We start from the raw sequence: 15,697 nt of genomic DNA on the forward strand, positions 1-15,697 counted from the left end.
GCCTACGCGGGCCAGACGGTGACCCTGAAGTTCAACGGCACCGAGGACGCCTCGCTGCAGACCAGCTTCGTGATCGACGACACCTCGATCGCCACCAGCTGAGCCCATAGCTGAGCCCGTAGCCACCCGTAGCCACCCGTAGCCGCCCCGCCGTCGGGTCCCGCTCGCGGGGGGAGCGGGCGGCGGTGGGGCCGCTCCCCGGGTGGAGGACGGTGGAGGGGAGGGGCCGGGGCGGTTCCTGTGCCACAAGAACCACGGGTGATCGCGGAAGTGACCGGCCCGGTCCGGCCCTGGTCGGGGCCGGGCCGGGCCCGCGGATCAGGGGGCTCCGCGGGGGATCCGGTGGCGCCACTCCCTGGTGAAGACGATGTTGCCCGCCTCCTCGGCGCGGAGATGGGCGTGGACGGTCAGGTGGGTGGGGTCGCAGCGGAGTTCGGTGCGGGTGTGGACGGTGGCGTCCCAGCCGAGGGCGGGGCGTTCGAGACGGGTGGTGCGGTCGGTGCGGGCGCGGGCGCTGAGGGGGGTGGCGGTGAGGACGCGGTAGGCGGTGACGGTCTGTTCGGTGCGGACCAGGCCGTCGGGGTGGGTGCGGGTGCCGTCGGTGGCGGGGGAGAGCTCGGTGCGCCACTCGCGGCGGCCGATGTCGTGGACGGTGACGCGTTCGGGGCGGGCGGTGAGCGGCTCGGTGAGGTGGAGCGGGGGCGGGAGGGGGAGGGTGGGGGAGCGGAAGGCGAGGCCGTCGGCGGGGGCGACGGGGCGGCGGACGGGGACGGCGAGGGTGGAGCGGGAGGGGTCGAGGGCGAAGCCGGCCGGTTCGGGGCCGGGCCAGATCCACGGCCAGTAGGTGGAGGAGAGGGCGAGCCGCAGGCGGTGGCCGGCGGGGACGGTGGCTCCGGTCGGGGCGAGGTCCACGGCGGCGTCGGCGCCGGACGGGGCGGTGAGCGCGCGGACGCCCCGGGTGAGCAGGGTCGAGGTGCCGTCGGGGGCGACGGCGCAGAGGCGGGCGGCGATCAGCGCGGGAGCGGCGGCGGAGTGGAGGTGCAGGGTCAGGGCCGGGGTGCCGAGCAGGTCCAGCGGTTCGGGCAGCGGGAGGGAGTCGAAGCAGACCGAGCGGCCGTCCTCCTCGCGCTGGTCGGGCGGCTGGTCGGCGGGGCGGCCGAGCGGGACGTAGGCGCCGGCGTCGAGGCCGGTGTGCTGCGGTGAGCGGACGTGCACCCAGCGGTCCTCGGAGGCGGTGCCGGCGGTGCGCAGCGGGCCGTCGAGGCCGTAGTGGACCTCGCGGACCTCGGGTGAGGGCCAGGGGTCGTCGCCGGTCCACCGGTCGGCGCGCCAGCTGCGCACGGCGGGGGCGGCGAGGGCGCCGGCGTCGATGTCGCGCAGCCAGTGGTCGTACCAGCGCAGGGCCTCGGGGAGGAGTTCGTCGGGCAGACCGTGCGGCCAGGGGCCGAGGACGGCGCGCACGTCGGGCCCGGTGGTGGTGGCGAGGGCGAGGACGGTGGCGGCGGACGGGTCGGACCAGCCGGCGGCGGCCAGGGTGGGGACGGCGGCGACCGGCGCGGGGGCCGGGGCGGCGGTGAGCCAGTCGGCGAGCGGCGGTTCGAGGGCGTCGAGCCGGGCCAGCCACATCGCCCGCCAGTCGTCGCCGACGTACCGAGGGTCCGGTGGGCGGGCCGCGTCGGCGAGCCGGTCGGTGGCGCGGGTGTGGCCGTCGGCGGCGAGGACGGCGCCGCCGAGGCGGTGCGGGCCGTCGGGGCAGACGACGACCGCGGCGTGGACGGCGTCCGGGGCGAGGGCGGCCAGGCGCAGGGCGGTCTCCCCGGCGGCGCCGGCGCCGAGCAGGCCGACCCGGCCGCTGCACCAGGGCCGGGCGGCGAGCAGGCGGACGACCTCGGCGCCGTCGGCGGCGAGGCCGTCGGCGGTGGGCGGGAGGCCGCCGGAGTTGCCGTGGCCGCGGGCGTCGACCCGGACGGCGGCGTGGCCGTGGCCGGCGATCCAGGGGTGGCGGCGGGCGTCGTCGGTGGCGGTCCAGTCGGTGAGGCGGCCGGTGGAGTACTCAAGCACGACGGGGACGGGCTCGTCGGTCACCGGGCGCCAGAGGCGGGCGAACAGCTCGGTGCCGTCGGGGAGGGGGAGGCGCAGGTCCTCGCGGGTGGTGCGGTAGGGGTACGAGGGCATGGCCGCTCCATCGGGTCCCGGTCGGTGCGCAGCGGTGCGCGTCGGTGCGAAGGGGTGCGGACCGGCGCGCATCGGTGCGGATCATTCCGACAGTAGGGGAGGAAGCGGGTGCGCGCCCGGCGAGGGGCGGCGGCGCGCGGGAGCCGGCCGCGGGGGTCAGGCCCCGCTCAGCCAGGCGGTGGCGTTCAGGGCGAGGGCGGCGTCGGTGCCGGCCGGGTCGTTCCAGCCGTCGTGCAGCGCGTTGTGCGGCTGCCCGGTGCCGTCCTCGGGCGGTGAGCTGTCGCCCCAGACGGCGATCCGGCCCTCGCCGAAGGTGCTGGTGACGAAGAAGGCGCCGGTGTTCCCGGAGGAGCCGGGCCGGTAGACGACGCCCTTGACGGCCGGGTTGTCGGCCGGGTGCAGGGTCATCGTGGTCCCGTCGCGGATGATCGAGCCGGTGACGGTGCCGAACGGGCCGTGCAGCACCGGGTCGGCCGGGTCGTCCACCGCGCGCGGGTTCTCGTTGTGGATCTTCACCAGGTCGACGGTGAACCCGAAGGGGTCGCTGTCGTCGACGCCGTTGTCCGACATCAGGTCGTTGATGATCGCGGGCGAGTCGATGCCGTCGTTGTTGCGGTCGCTCATGGTGTGGTCGGAGATCAGGAAGAGGCCGCCGCCGTTCTCGACGAAGTGCATCAGGGCGGCCTTCTCCGCGTCGCTGAACCGGACGTTGGGCTCGGGGATCACGACGGTGTCGAAGTTGGCCAGGTCCAGCGGGGCGCCGGTGCCGAAGGTGAAGGTGCCGCCGGGCGGCAGGGTCTTCAGGCTGTACTGGCCGGTCTGCTGGAGGGCGACGCCCCAGGAGGACAGCGCGCCGGTCCAGTTCTTGTCGGTGGTGGGGTGGCCGTTCTCGGCCAGCGGATCGGGCTGGGCGGTGGACACGATCCAGTCGGCGTTGCCGGCCGTCTCGGCCTTGCTGTTGTCGAACAGCACCCGGTGGGTCGTGACGGCGGCGGCGGTGGGCGCCACAGGGGCGCCGGGTGCCGTGAGGCCGACGGTGACTAAGGCGGTCGCGAGCAGTGCGGCGGCCGTGCGCAGGCGGGGCATGAGCGGTACCTCCCGAGGGACGAGCGGGCGGGAGGTGAGGCCGGTACTCCCATCATCCTCCCGTTCGACCACCACCCGGTGACCTGTTTGTAATTGCGCATGACTTGCAACTAATTGCGACGAGAAGGAAAGATGGCCCAGCTCCGAGGGCCGAACAGGGCCCCGGGGCTCCGACGGCTCGATGAAAGGACCCCCGATGACCGGCCCCCGCTGGCGCGACCGGCTCGCCCGTGAGGAGTGGATCCGCCTCGCAGGCATGGGCGGCTTCATCCTCGCCCTGCACGTGATCGGCTGGTTCACCCTGCTGGCGCTCGTCGCGCCCGAGCACTACGACGTCGGCGGCCAGGTCTTCGGCGCCGGCATGGGCCTCACCGCGTACACCCTCGGCATGCGGCACGCCTTCGACGCCGACCACATCGCCGCCATCGACAACACCACCCGCAAGCTGATGGGCCAGGGCAAGCGGCCGCTGTCGGTCGGCTTCTGGTTCTCCCTGGGCCACTCGTCGATCGTCTTCGGCCTCTGCGCGCTGCTCGCCTTCGGCATCCGCTCGCTGGCCGGCCAGATCGAGTCGGACGACTCCACCCTGCACGAGACCACCGGCCTGATCGGCGTCGCCGTCTCCGGCACCTTCCTGCTCGCCCTCGGCCTGATCAACCTGGGCGCGTTCAACGGCATCCTCAAGGTCTTCCGCCGGATGCGCGAGGGCGAGTTCGACGAGGCCGAGCTGGAGGCGCAGCTGGAGAAGCGCGGTTTCATGAACCGCATCCTCGGCCGGGTGACCAAGGCCGTCACCAAGCCCTGGCACATGTACCCGGTCGGCCTGCTGTTCGGCCTGGGCTTCGACACCGCCACCGAGGTGTCGCTGCTGGTGCTGGCCGGCGGTGCGGCGGCGTTCCAGCTGCCCTGGTACGCGCTGCTGGTGCTGCCGGTCCTGTTCGCCGCCGGAATGAGCCTGCTGGACACCATCGACGGCTCCTTCATGAACTTCGCCTACGAGTGGGCGTTCTCCAAGCCGGTCCGCAAGATCTACTACAACCTGACCGTCACCGGCCTCTCCGTGCTGGTCGCCCTGGTCATCGGCTCGATCGAGCTGATCGGGCTGCTCGGCGAGAAGCTCGACGTCACCAGCGGGCCGGTCGCCTGGATCGGCGAGCTGAACCTCGATCTCGTCGGCTACGCCATCGTGGGCCTCTTCGTGCTGACCTGGGCGGCGGCGATCGCCTACTGGAAGTTCGGCAACGTCGAGGAGAAGTGGTCGGCCGGCCTCACCGCCGCGGCCGCCGAGAAGGCCGAATAGATCGAACAGCCCGAGCGCGGGCCGGACAGTGCGAGCGCCCGCCGCGCGGCAGCGGCCCGCGGGAGCGCGGAACGGGCCGGGCCCCGGGGGAACACCCCCGGGGCCCGGCCTCGCCTGTCGTTCGTCAGTGGGACGTCACCGGCGGTTCAGTACCGCGGGTTCACCCGGTAGATCGGACGGTCCGGCACCCACCAGTGGCTGGAGCGCCAGATCCCGAAGGTGAAGATCACCCCGTGGCTGCCGCGCTTGTTGGCGGCCTTGAGGAACTGCTTGCCGATCTTCTTCATCAGGTAGGACAGCGCCCACAGGACGTAGCCGGCGGCGCGGGCCACGATGTGCGGCAGCTTCCGCAGGATCTTGGAGATGCCCTTGGCGATCATGCCGGAGACGTACAGCAGGCTGCCGATGGTGTTGCCCTCGGCCCGGCTGAAGTACGCGGTCCACTTCTTGCGCCAGGACAGGCCGGTCAGGTCGTCCATGGTGATCGGGTCGACCGGGTAGCCGTAGGCGTTCGGCGAGCCCTCCAGGACCGGGTCCGTCTGCAGGAACCGGCCGGTGGCCGCGTCGTACAGGCGCACGCCCATCAGGGTCAGGCCGGAGAGGCTGTCGGCCTCGCGCTGCGCCCCGCCGAGCCAGCCGTACTCGGTCGAGCCGGTGGAGTCGACGACGTTGCCGTACTCGTCGTAGTGGTAGACCGCGAGGTCCTGGGTGCCGTCCGGGGACATCTGGACCGACACGTCGCCGTGCAGGTTGGTCAGCAGCAGGACCGCGCCGCCGTCGGTGCCGGTGGCGGCCGTGAGCTGGCCGGTGAGGTCCAGGACGTTGCGGGTCAGCTTGCCGGCCGCGTCCTTGGACCAGGCCGGGCTGTCGTTGCCGCCGTCGAAGTGCTTGGTGTCCTGCGCCGTGACGGCCCAGGTGCCGTCGGCGCCCTTGGTCTCCGTGGTGCTCACCGCGAGGCGGCCGGAGGCGTCCAGGTCCCAGGTCTTGCGGGAGTCGCCGAGGGTCTCGGTGCGGACCAGGTCGTTGGCGTAGTAACCGAGCTGGGTGCCCTTCGGCAGGGCGGTGGTGCGGCCGAAGGCGTCGTAGACGTAGCCGGCGTCGGTGAGGCGGTCGGCGGTGTCGTAGCCGTGGTTCTCGGCCTTGGTGACGGCGTCGGCGGTGGCCGGGTCGCAGTCGTCCGTGACACTCGTGCGGTTGGTCCGGTTGCTGCTGCGGTCGAACGCGTAGGTCCGGGTCGCGCAGGCCAGGCCGGTGCTGTCGACGGCCTTGGTCAGGCGGCCGGTGGCGTCGTAGGTGTAGCCGCTGGTGGTGCTGTTGCCGTCGCTCTGGGTGCGGCCGGCCTGCTGTCCGTGGACGGTGTAGTCCGCGGTGTCGGCCAGCAGGACGGTGCCCGCCTGGTTGGTGTAGGTCTTGCCGGTCTGGATGCCCCGGCTGTCGTAGCTGCTGGTCAGGGTGTTGCCGCCGGGCATGGTCTGGGAGACCAGCCGGCCCTCGACGTCGTACGCGGCGGTGAAGGTGCCGGCCACCGAGTCGGTCAGCGAGGTGGGCAGGCCGCGCGGGTCCTTGGCGGTGTCGTAGCCGTAGGTCACGGTGGACGGCACCGAGTCGGACTTCTTCACCGGGCGGTCGAGCTTGTCGTACTCGGTGGTGGTGACGTTGCCGGCGCCGTCGTCGTAGGAGACCTGGCGGCCGAGCCTGTCGTAGCCCTGGGTGATGGTGGCCTTGCCGTTGTTGATGCTGGTCAGCTCGCCGTTGGCCGGGTCGTAGCCGAGCACCGTGTCGGCGACCGGGGTGCCGGTGCCGCCGGTGACCGCGATCCGCACCGGGCGGCCGGCCGGGTCGTAGCTGCGGGTGGTGGTGCGGGTGACGCCGTTGGCGGTCTCGGTCTGGACCGCGACGTTGCCCCAGCGGTCGTACTGGAGGGTCTTGGCCGGCAGCTGCAGCGGGTTGGTGCCGCCGCCGGCGATCTGCGCGGCCGGGGCGATAGAGCAGACCAGGTCGGCCCACTCCGGGTGGCCGGCGCAGGCGCCGGTGGCCGTCGGCCCGTAGTACGAGGTCACCGTGGTGGCCGCGTCGGTGCCGGTGGAGTTCGGACGGCGCTGCGAGGTCACCCGGCCACTGGCGTCGTAGCCGGTGGCGGTGGTGATCTTCAGACCGGCCGGGTCCTGCACGGACGTGGTCGGCAGGCCCTGGGCCCAGTCGTAGCCGGTCGCGGTGGTGCGGGTGTCGGCGTCGGCGGCGTAGCCGTCGATCCGGGCGCCGACGGTGACCGAGGTGGCCATGTCGCTGACCGCGGCGGTGGCCGGGCGGCCCTCGTCGTAGGCGGTGACGGTGTGGGCGCGGGCCGGGACCTCGTCGCCGGTGGCGAGCGCCGGGGAGGTGCCGGAGGCGGCCACGCCGTGCTCCAGCGTGACCAGCTGCAGCGGGTCGTACTGCTCCACCAGGCGCTTGCCGTCGGCCGAGTAGACCGAGGTGGAGGAGAGCACCTGGGCCCGGTCGGCCGTCGAGCGGCCGGCGATGCCGAGGGCGCGCAGCTTGTTCAGGTCGCCACCGGTGGTGGCCAGGGCGAGGATGCGGTTCTCCGCGGACAGGGTCCGCACCGGGCTGCCGAAGGCGTTGTACTCGGTGGTGGTGATGCCGCCGCCGGGGGTGGCGGTGTTGACCTCGCGGCCGGAGGCGTTGGTGTACGTCACCGAGGCGCGGTTGTAGCCGGCGGTGCCGAGCGCCTTGCCGTCGTGGGTGGACGGGACGGCGTCGGGCGGCAGCACGGCGGTGGCGTCCGTCGGGGCGTCGGTCTGGCCCCAGGCCGCGACGTCGGACGGTGCCAGCGGGTACGGCGCGTTGGCGCCGCTCAGCGGGACGTCGTAGACGACCGAGGTGGTCGCGGTGCCGTCGGTGACGTCCTTGCTGCCCTGCTTGAGGGTGGGCCGGGAGGCGGCGAGCAGCATGCCGTCGCCGGCGGTGGCGGCGTTGCCGGCCTTGCCGTACTCCAGGGTCCACGGCAGCTCGCCCGGCTCGGTCACGGTGGTGACCCGGCCGGCCGTGTCATAGGCGTACGCGGTCTTCAGCGCCGGGCTGATCCGCGGGTCCCAGACCTCGCGCAGCCGGCCCTGGTCGTCGTACGCGTACTGCGAGACGACGACGGGGGTGGCGGCGGTCGCGCCCGGGTCGGTGGACCAGAGGCGGATCTGCTTGACCTGGCCGGTCACGTCGCCCAGGGCGGACGCGGAGGCCGTGGTGGCGTCGGCGTAGACGTACTCCAGGACCCGGCAGCCGGCCGTGGACGGCACGGCGGCGCAGTTGGCGGAGGCGGTCGCCGAGCTGGGCGCGACCACGTACTTCGGGCGGGCCAGGGTCTTGCCGCCGGAGACGACCTTCTCCGAGACCACCGAGGTGGTGGTGTTGTCGCTGGGCAGCGAGGAGCCGGAGACCTGCCAGGTGGTGGCGGCCGGGTCGACCTTGGCGAAGGTGACCGTGGTGCCCTCGGTGTCCTTCAGGGTGAAGGCGCCGGTGAGGGCGCCGGTCAGGGTGAGGTTCTCGGCGCCGGGCTCGGGCTTCCAGCCGCCGGCGCCGGTGGCGGTGAAGCCGACCTCGGAGCCGTCCGCGGAGACCACCGAGAGGGAGGTCGCCGAGGTCTGGCGGACGTAGGAGTAGTCGGCGTCGGTGACCTCGGCCGTGGTGCCGGAGCTCCACTGCGGGCCGTAGATCGCCGCCTGGCCCTCCTGGGCCGAGCCGTTGGCCGGGCGGCGGGAGGAGAAGGAGCGCTCGGCGTGCAGGCCGAAGGCCTCGGCGTCGGTCTCGGACAGGGTGAGGTCACCGGTGAGGGTGTTCACCGAGCCCGGGCCGACCTTGGTCTCCGGAGCGGTGCCCGCGTTGCGGTCCACCGTGATGGTGTTCGGCTCGGTGGCGTCGGTGGCGGTGCCGTCGGTGAAGACCGCGCGGACGTCGACCGGGCCGTTCTCGGCCAGGGTGTCGGTGATGTTCCAGGTCAGCGCGGCCGGCTTGCCGCCGGGGGCGGGGTGCGGCCAGGCGGTCACCGGCTGGCCGCCGGTGGTGGTGACGTTGGCGACCGGGACGTCCTTCCAGGCGTCCGTCTCGCCGCGGCGGTACTGGTAGCGCACACCGGTGTAGGTGCTGTTGCCCTCGGCCTGCAGCGAGGTGCGGCGGGCCGGGCGCTCGCCCGCCCCGGGGGCGACCAGGGCGGAGCCCTTGCCGGCGTAGAAGGCGTAGGTCTTGTCGGCGGAGACGTTGCCCGCGGCGTCCCGGCTGTGCGCGGTGACGGTGTGGGCGCCCGCCTTGAAGGTGAGCTTGGCGCCGACCGGCGCGCCGGTGGTGGCCGCGGTGACCCAGGCGCCGCCGTCCAGCTTGTACTGGATGTCCTTCACGTCGCTGGTCGGCGGGGTGAAGGTGAAGGTGCCGCTGTAGTCGCCGTTGGCGTCCGGGGTGCCCGCCCACTGGCCGGCCGGGAAGTCGCCGGAGGTGATCCCGGTGGTGCCGGGCTTGGTGGTGTCCACGGTCAGGGTGCGGAAGGTGGACCAGGCGCTGTTGGCGGTGCCGTCCCAGGATCGGGAGCGCCACTTGTAGGCGCCGGCCGGCAGCGCGGTGCCCGGGGTCCAGGCGAAGGTGGAGCCGGAGGCCGCCATCGCGGTGCGGCCGGACTGCAGCGCCGCCGTGCCGTTGGACGCCCAGACCTCGAAGTCCAGCGCGATGTTGCCGCCGTCGGGGTCGGTCGCCTTGGCGGACAGGGTCGGCGTGGAGTCGCCGGTGAGCGCGGCGTCGGCCGGGGAGATCAGGGTGGAGACGGCCGGCGGGGTGTTGTAGGTCACCGACAGGTAGGGCGTGTTCGACGTCGCGTTGCCGGAGTTGAACTTCTTCCAGCCGTACGGGTCGCCCTCGTCGCTGGCCCGGATGCCCAGGGTGTTGTTGGCGTTGCCGTTGCCCGCCCAGGCCTGCACCAGGGAGGTGATGTCCTGGTTGACCCAGCCGTCGTTGCAGGAGCTGGAGTAGCCCTTGGTCGACGTGGAGGTGGCCCACTTGCGGTTCCAGCCGGGCTGCGCCGTCCAGCGGGTGGCGGTACTGGCGCTGCCGGTGTCCCAGACCTCCCAGCCCTTCGCGGTACAGGACCAGCTGTGGAAGTTCCACAGGTTGAGCTTGCCGCTGGTGATCTGCTTCCCGCTGATCTTGGCCATCGGGAACTGCAGGAACGAACGCGCGACCTGCCCGGAGCCGTTGTTGCCCAGCTTCAGTTCGGTCTGCGAGGAGACGTCGGTGGCGTAGCCCTGCTGCACGAACGTGTCGAAGCCGACGCCGATGTTGACCGCGGGGTCGACGGTGACCGGGTACCGGGTCTTCGGGTCGTTGAGGAACGCCGCGTCCGGGGTGAGCGTGAGGTCGACGGCGTTGCCGTTCTGGGTGACCTTCAGCCCGACCGGGGCGGTGTGGGTGTGGTCGCCGCTGCGCTCGTCGACCTGGGCGTCCCACATCACCGGGGCGGGCAGCTGGCCCTTCTCCTCGCCGGTCTGCGGGTCGAGGAAGGAGACCGAGTTGTCCGCGTTGTGCCGGGCCTTCAGGCCGGCCGCGTCCAGGGTCATCGTGACGGTGCCGTTGGCGCCGACCGCGGAGCGGTCCTTGAGCTCCAGGAACTGCTCGAAGCCGGTCCGGGTGGACTCGACGACCAGGTCGGTCGCGGTGAGCGCGTTCTCGTAGCGGGCCTTGGCGCCGTCGATCACGGGAGCCGGCAGGGTGCCGCGCCAGGACAGCGACATGCTGGTGCCCTGGCCGTTGTCCAGCGAGACCAGCGGGACGGACGGGGCCTGCTGGTCGCCGGCCGGGGCGCCGGCCGCCTTGAACTTGGAGGCGGCGGCGGGCGGGGTGGCGCCGGCCAGCGAGAGGCCGAGCGGGTGGCCCTTGGCCTTGACGGAACCGTCGGCCTGCTGGGCCAGGGTCACGTCGATCGGCTGGAGCCTGCCGTCCTTGTCCTTGTACCGGACCGGGCCGGTGGCCAGGTCCAGCGTGGTGGTGCCGTCCGGGTTGATCCAGGTGGTGGTGGACTCGGTGCGCTCGTCCGTCACCTCGATCCGGCGGTTCTCCAGCCGGGCCTTGAGGTGGGCGGTGGCGAGGTCCTTGGCCTCGGCGGCTCCGAGCGCCCGGGCGGGCTTGGGGGCCGGGGCCTCCGGGGTGACGGCGACGGCCTGACCGGTCGTCATGATGACGGCGGCGGTCTCGGCGGCGAGCACCACGGCCAGGGCGACCGCGGTGTTGCGCAGCACGCCGTTGCGGCGGCGTGGCGCGGGGACGGCTGGCACGGCGCCCCCGGCGCGGGGCCGGGGTGGTGTGCCGGTCGGGTGAGACATGGAGCTCCTCGACGGTCTTGGTGTGAGGGGGGTTCGTTCTGGACGGCGACGCGCGCCGGGCCGCGCGGGCACGGCCGGGCCGGCCCGGAGCTGCCGGGCCTGGGCGCGGACCCGCGAATGGGCATGCGCATGTCAGTAGTGGGACCGGCCAAACCCGTAGGCATGAATCGGCCAAGTTTGCGAGCGGGGACAACCGTCCGAAAAACGGACGGAAGGTCAGGAAGCGTCCGGCGGAGGGCCCGGCGGCCTACGGTGGAGCCGCCACCGCGTAGCGGCGCGCGGGGCCCTCCGCCAGTGCCCGGCCGAGCAGGGCGTGTGCCCGCAGCTCGGCCGCCTCCCGGTCGGGCGCGCGGACGTACAGCACCAGGCCGATGCCTCCCGGGACGGCTCCGGCGCGCACGTGTTCCAGGCCGTCGCCCGGAACCGCGCGCGCCCACAGGGCGCCCTGGACGTCGGCGGGTCCGGCCTCGCCCGTCGGCGCGGTCGAGACGTCCAGGAGGGTCAGATGGACGGCGAACACCGTGCGGTCAGTCCCAGCCGATGCCCGGGCCGTCGACCGGGGCGGTGTCCCAGCCGATGATCCGGGCGCCCGGGGCGTCCCAGCCGATGCCGGGACCGTCCCAGCCGATGCCCGGCCCGCCGGCGGGGCCGGTCGTGGTGGGGGCGGCGGCCGGAGCGGTCCGCGGGGCGGAGAAGGCGGGGGCGGCGGCGGTGGCGAGGGTGAGCGCGAGAGCGGTGGCGGCGAGCAGCCGGACGGTCTTCGGCACGGCGGTTCCTGTTCTGTGCACGGCGGTTCAGGGCGAGTGGACGGGCGTGGCCGGTGGTGCGTGGCCGGCGGTGCGGTGCGCGCAGACTGAATACTCCCGGCGCCGGGCCCGCCGCGGGAGGGTGATCGGGTTGCAGCATCCGGCCAGGCAGCATGCTGCAACCCCGCAGCGGCAACCGGGGGTGGCGCCGCCGGCCCGGGGCCGTCCGCGGAACAGACCGGATGGTCCGGTTCTACCCGGGTGACCGGATCGCGTCTTGTGGGGGCGCGGCGGCCGGAGGAAGGATCGGGGGTCGGCGGACCGGACGGATATTCATTCGCTTGAGGCGATGCTGTGACGATCAGGGGTCGTTGACGTGCTGGAACTGCTGGGCCTGGACGCCACCGCGGAAGCCGTGTACCGCGAGATGCTCGCGGACCCGGAGGGCGGAGTGGCCGAACTCTGTGAACGCCTCGACATCTCCGAGTCCGTGGTGCGGGCGGCCCTCGACCGCCTCGCCGACCTGACCCTGCTGCGGGCCTCCCGGGAACGCCCGGGCGCCCTGTGGCCGGTCAGCCCGGAGCGCGGGCTGGAACTGCTGCTGCGCCGTCAGGAGGAGGAGCTCGCCCGCCGCCAGCAGGAGCTGGCCGTCTCCAAGGCCGCCGTGGCGCGCGCCGTCGCGGAGTACGCCACGCTCCGCTCGGCGACCCTGGTGGACGGCGGCGAGCGGCTGGTCGGCCTCGACGCCATCCAGTCCAAGCTGGAGGTGCTGACCGCCCGGCTGACCACCGAGTGCCTGGGCGTGATGCCGGGCGGCGCGCAGTCCGCGGCCAGCCTGGCCGCCTCCCGCCCGCTCGACGAGGACGCCCTGCGGCGCGGCGTCAGCCTGCGCACCATCTACCAGGACAGTGTCCGCAACGACCCGGAGACCTTCGCCTACACCCAGTGGATGGCCTCGCTGGGCGGCCGGGTGCGCACCGCCCCGGTGCTGCCGCCGCGGATGCTGGTCTTCGACGGGACCACCGCCGTGGTGCCGATCGACCCGGAGAACACCCGGGCCGGCGCGCTGTGCACCGAGGAGCCCGGGATCGTCGCCTCGCTGGTCGCGCTGTTCGAGCAGACCTGGGAGACGGCCGTCCCGCTCGGCGGGGACCCCCGCCCCGAGGACGCCGCCACCGGACTGAGCCCCGGCGAGCGCGAGCTGCTGCGGCTGCTGTCCACCGGGCTGACCGACGACGCGGCGGCCAAGCGGCTGGGCGTCTCGGTGCGCACGGTGCGGCGGCAGATGGCGGCGCTGATGGAGCGCCTGGAGGCGGCGAGCCGCTTCGAGGCGGGCCTGAAGGCCGCTCAGCGGGGCTGGCTGTAGCCGGTTGTAGCGCCGGTCACAGCCTCGCGGCAACGATCGTCGGACGTAACGGAGAAGTTCACTTCCGGGCTCTTGTCCGGTCATTTTCTACGCGCGTATCTTTGGGCGCTGCGGGGGGCGTTCCCGGCTTCCGCACGGCTTTCTACGCGGGTAGCGAGGCCCTGCGCACGGTGCGCCCGGCCGACCGACCCTCACCCACAGCTAGGAGTCCCGTTCCGGTGACCACCCCCACTGCTCCCCGTCCGCGTTCCCGCCGCGCCCTGCTGCGCGCCGCGATCCTCCCGGCCGGTCTGGCCGCCTCCCTGGTGCTGGCCCCGCTGCCCGCCGCCGTGGCCGCGCCCTCGGCCGACGCGCTGATCGCCGAGGTCTACGGCGGTGGCGGCAACTCGGGCGCCACCCTGAAGAACGACTTCGTCGAGCTGGCCAACAAGGGCGGTGCCGCCTTCGGCCTGGACGGCTGGAGCATCCAGTACATATCGGCCGCTCCCGGCGCCAACTCCCAGTGGGGCGTCACCCCGCTGACCGGGTCGATCGCCCCCGGCGGCCGCTACCTGGTCGCCGAGTCGGCCGGAGCGGCGGGCACCGTCGAGCTGCCCGCCCCGGACGCGGCCGGCTCGCTGGCGCTCTCCGGCACCAGCGGCACCGTCGCGCTGGTCCGCGGCACCGACCCGCTGACCTGCAAGACCGCCGCCGACTGCGCCGCCGACGCGCGGGTGCGCGACCTCGTCGGCTTCGGCACCGCCGTGGTCCACGAGGGCTCGGCCTCGGTGCCCGGCGCCTCCAACACCGCCTCGGTGGCCCGCAAGGCCGGCCTGCCCGACACCGACGACAACGCGGCCGACCTCGCGGCCGGCGCCCCGACGCCGACCAACAGCCGCGGCGAGGTCGCCGAGGGCTCCACCCCGACCGGACCGACCGAGCCGGGCACCGTGCGGATCCACGACCTCCAGGGGAAGACCCGGGTGTCGGACCGCACCGGCAAGACCGTCGCGGGCGTGCCCGGCGTCGTCACCGGCGTGCGTGCCTACGGCTCCAAGGGCTTCTGGATCCAGGACACCGCCCCGGACGCCGACCCGGCCACCAGCGAGGGCGTCTTCGTCTACACCGGGTCCGCCAACCCGACCGTCAAGGTCGGCGACTCGGTGCTGGTCACCGGCAAGGTGACGGAGTACTACCCGAACTTCAACGGCGGCTCGCAGTCGCTGACCCAGCTGAGCAACCCGGCCGTCACCGTGGTCTCCTCCGGCAACCCGCTGCCGGCCCCGGTGGTCGTCGACACCCGCAACATCCCCGGCACCTACAGCCCGCAGGCCGGTGCCGACGGCAGCATCAACGGCGTCACCCTGGACCCGGAGAAGTACACCCTCGACTTCTACGAGTCGCTGGAGGGCATGCTCGTCGAGGTCCGCGACGTGCGGGTGGTCCAGGCCACGGACAAGTACAACGAGCTGTGGGTGGCCGCCGACAAGCAGGACCAGAAGAGCAAGCGCGGCGGCCTGCTCTACGAGTCCTACGCCGAGCCGAACGTCGGCCGCCTGATGGTCCAGCAGCAGGCGCCGGTCTCCCAGCAGCCCTTCCCGGTCGCCAACGTCGGCGACGTGCTGACCGGTACCACCTCGGGCCCGCTGGACTACAACCAGTTCGGCGGCTACACCCTGGTGGCCGGCGCCCTCGGCGCGCTCCAGGACAACCACCTGGAGCGCGAGGTCACCGCGCAGGCCGGCGAGCGCGAACTCACCGTCGCCACCTACAACGTGGAGAACCTGGCCGCCACCAACCCCGACGCCAAGTTCGCCGAGCTGGCCGCCGGCGTCGTCACCCACCTGCGCTCGCCCGACATCGTCGCCCTGGAGGAGATCCAGGACAACAACGGCGCCAAGAACGACGGCACGGTGGACGCGAGCGCGACCGTCGCCAAGTTCATCGCCGCGATCAAGGCGGCCGGCGGCCCGGCGTACGACTGGCGCTCGGTCGACCCGCAGGACGGCAAGGACGGCGGCGAGCCCGGCGGCAACATCCGCCAGGTGTTCCTGTTCAACCCGCAGCGGGTCTCGTTCACCGACATCCCGGGCGGCGACGCCACCACCGCCGCGGACGTCGCCGGCACCGGCGCCGCCGCCTCGCTGACCGCCTCGCCCGGCCGGATCGCCCCGGCCGACGCGGCGTGGGCCAACAGCCGCAAGCCGCTGGTGGGCCAGTTCTCCTTCCGCGGCAAGAAGGTCTTCGTCATCGCCAACCACTTCAACAGCAAGGGCGGCGACCAGGGCATCGACAGCCGCTTCCAGGCCCCGACCCGCTCCTCCGAGGTCCAGCGGATCGCCCAGGCCACCGTGGAGCAGGCCTTCGTCGCCAAGCTGCTGGCCGCCGACAAGGAGGCCAAGGTGGTCTCGGTCGGCGACTTCAACGACTACCAGTTCTCGCCCGCGCTGGCCGCGCTCACCAAGGACGGCGTGCTGCGCGACCTGGTGAACGAGCTGCCGGAGAAGGAGCAGTACTCGTACGTCTACCAGGGCAACTCGCAGGTGCTGGACCACATCCTGGTCAGCCCGGAGGTCGGGTACGCCAAGTACGACGTGGTGCACATCAACGCCGAGTTCGCCCAGCAGGCGAGCGACCACGACCCGCAGGTGGTCCGCATCAAGCCGTGAGGCGGCGGGCGCACGGCCGAGGG

Annotated in this window: 8 protein-coding genes; 3 read left to right on the top strand and 5 right to left on the bottom strand. The window is 73.4% G+C overall.

Annotated elements, in window-relative coordinates; translation table 11 throughout:
* Positions 1 to 318 precede the first annotated feature (318 nt).
* Together ACFVFS_RS31710 and ACFVFS_RS31715 are read right to left on the bottom strand one after the other, a co-directional pair.
* Positions 319 to 2,175, bottom strand: a complete 1,857-nt coding sequence (locus ACFVFS_RS31710; protein WP_380628270.1) for a CocE/NonD family hydrolase — start codon at positions 2,173 to 2,175, stop codon at positions 319 to 321.
* A gap of 156 nt (positions 2,176 to 2,331) precedes the next feature.
* The gene (locus ACFVFS_RS31715; RefSeq protein WP_380628271.1) at positions 2,332 to 3,261 is read right to left on the bottom strand and encodes a hydrolase; all 930 of its coding nucleotides are present in this window, start codon (positions 3,259 to 3,261) and stop codon (positions 2,332 to 2,334) included.
* Between the two features lie 196 nt (positions 3,262 to 3,457).
* Between ACFVFS_RS31715 and ACFVFS_RS31720 the strand changes: the two genes are divergently transcribed.
* Complete coding sequence (locus ACFVFS_RS31720; protein WP_380628272.1) at positions 3,458 to 4,561, top strand: HoxN/HupN/NixA family nickel/cobalt transporter; 1,104 nt, start codon at positions 3,458 to 3,460, stop codon at positions 4,559 to 4,561.
* 146 nt (positions 4,562 to 4,707) lie between these two features.
* Here ACFVFS_RS31720 and ACFVFS_RS31725 read toward each other — a convergent pair whose 3' ends face one another.
* From ACFVFS_RS31725 to ACFVFS_RS31735, 3 genes are all read right to left on the bottom strand, one after another.
* A complete protein-coding gene (locus ACFVFS_RS31725; protein ID WP_380628273.1) occupies positions 4,708 to 10,914 on the bottom strand; it encodes a DNRLRE domain-containing protein in 6,207 nt (2,068 codons plus the stop codon).
* A 247-nt stretch (positions 10,915 to 11,161) separates the two neighbouring features.
* Positions 11,162 to 11,434 carry a hypothetical protein gene (locus ACFVFS_RS31730; protein ID WP_380628274.1) on the bottom strand — a complete coding sequence of 91 codons (273 nt, stop codon included), beginning with the start codon at positions 11,432 to 11,434 and terminating at the stop codon, positions 11,162 to 11,164.
* A 7-nt stretch (positions 11,435 to 11,441) separates the two neighbouring features.
* On the bottom strand, positions 11,442 to 11,681 hold the full coding sequence (locus ACFVFS_RS31735; RefSeq protein WP_380628275.1) for a hypothetical protein: 240 nt from the start codon (positions 11,679 to 11,681) through the stop codon (positions 11,442 to 11,444).
* A 355-nt stretch (positions 11,682 to 12,036) separates the two neighbouring features.
* Here ACFVFS_RS31735 and ACFVFS_RS31740 point away from each other — a divergent pair, with 355 nt between their 5' ends.
* Positions 12,037 to 13,026 carry a LuxR C-terminal-related transcriptional regulator gene (locus ACFVFS_RS31740; RefSeq protein WP_380628276.1) on the top strand — a complete coding sequence of 330 codons (990 nt, stop codon included), beginning with the start codon at positions 12,037 to 12,039 and terminating at the stop codon, positions 13,024 to 13,026.
* Positions 13,027 to 13,244: 218 nt separating this feature from the next.
* Positions 13,245 to 15,674: an endonuclease/exonuclease/phosphatase family protein gene (locus ACFVFS_RS31745; protein WP_380628277.1), complete on the top strand. Its 2,430-nt coding sequence runs from the start codon at positions 13,245 to 13,247 to the stop codon at positions 15,672 to 15,674.
* Positions 15,675 to 15,697 lie beyond the last annotated feature (23 nt).

Origin of the sequence: Kitasatospora sp. NPDC057692 (assembly GCF_042799475.1) — a bacterium.
Lineage (GTDB): Bacteria > Actinomycetota > Actinomycetes > Streptomycetales > Streptomycetaceae > Kitasatospora.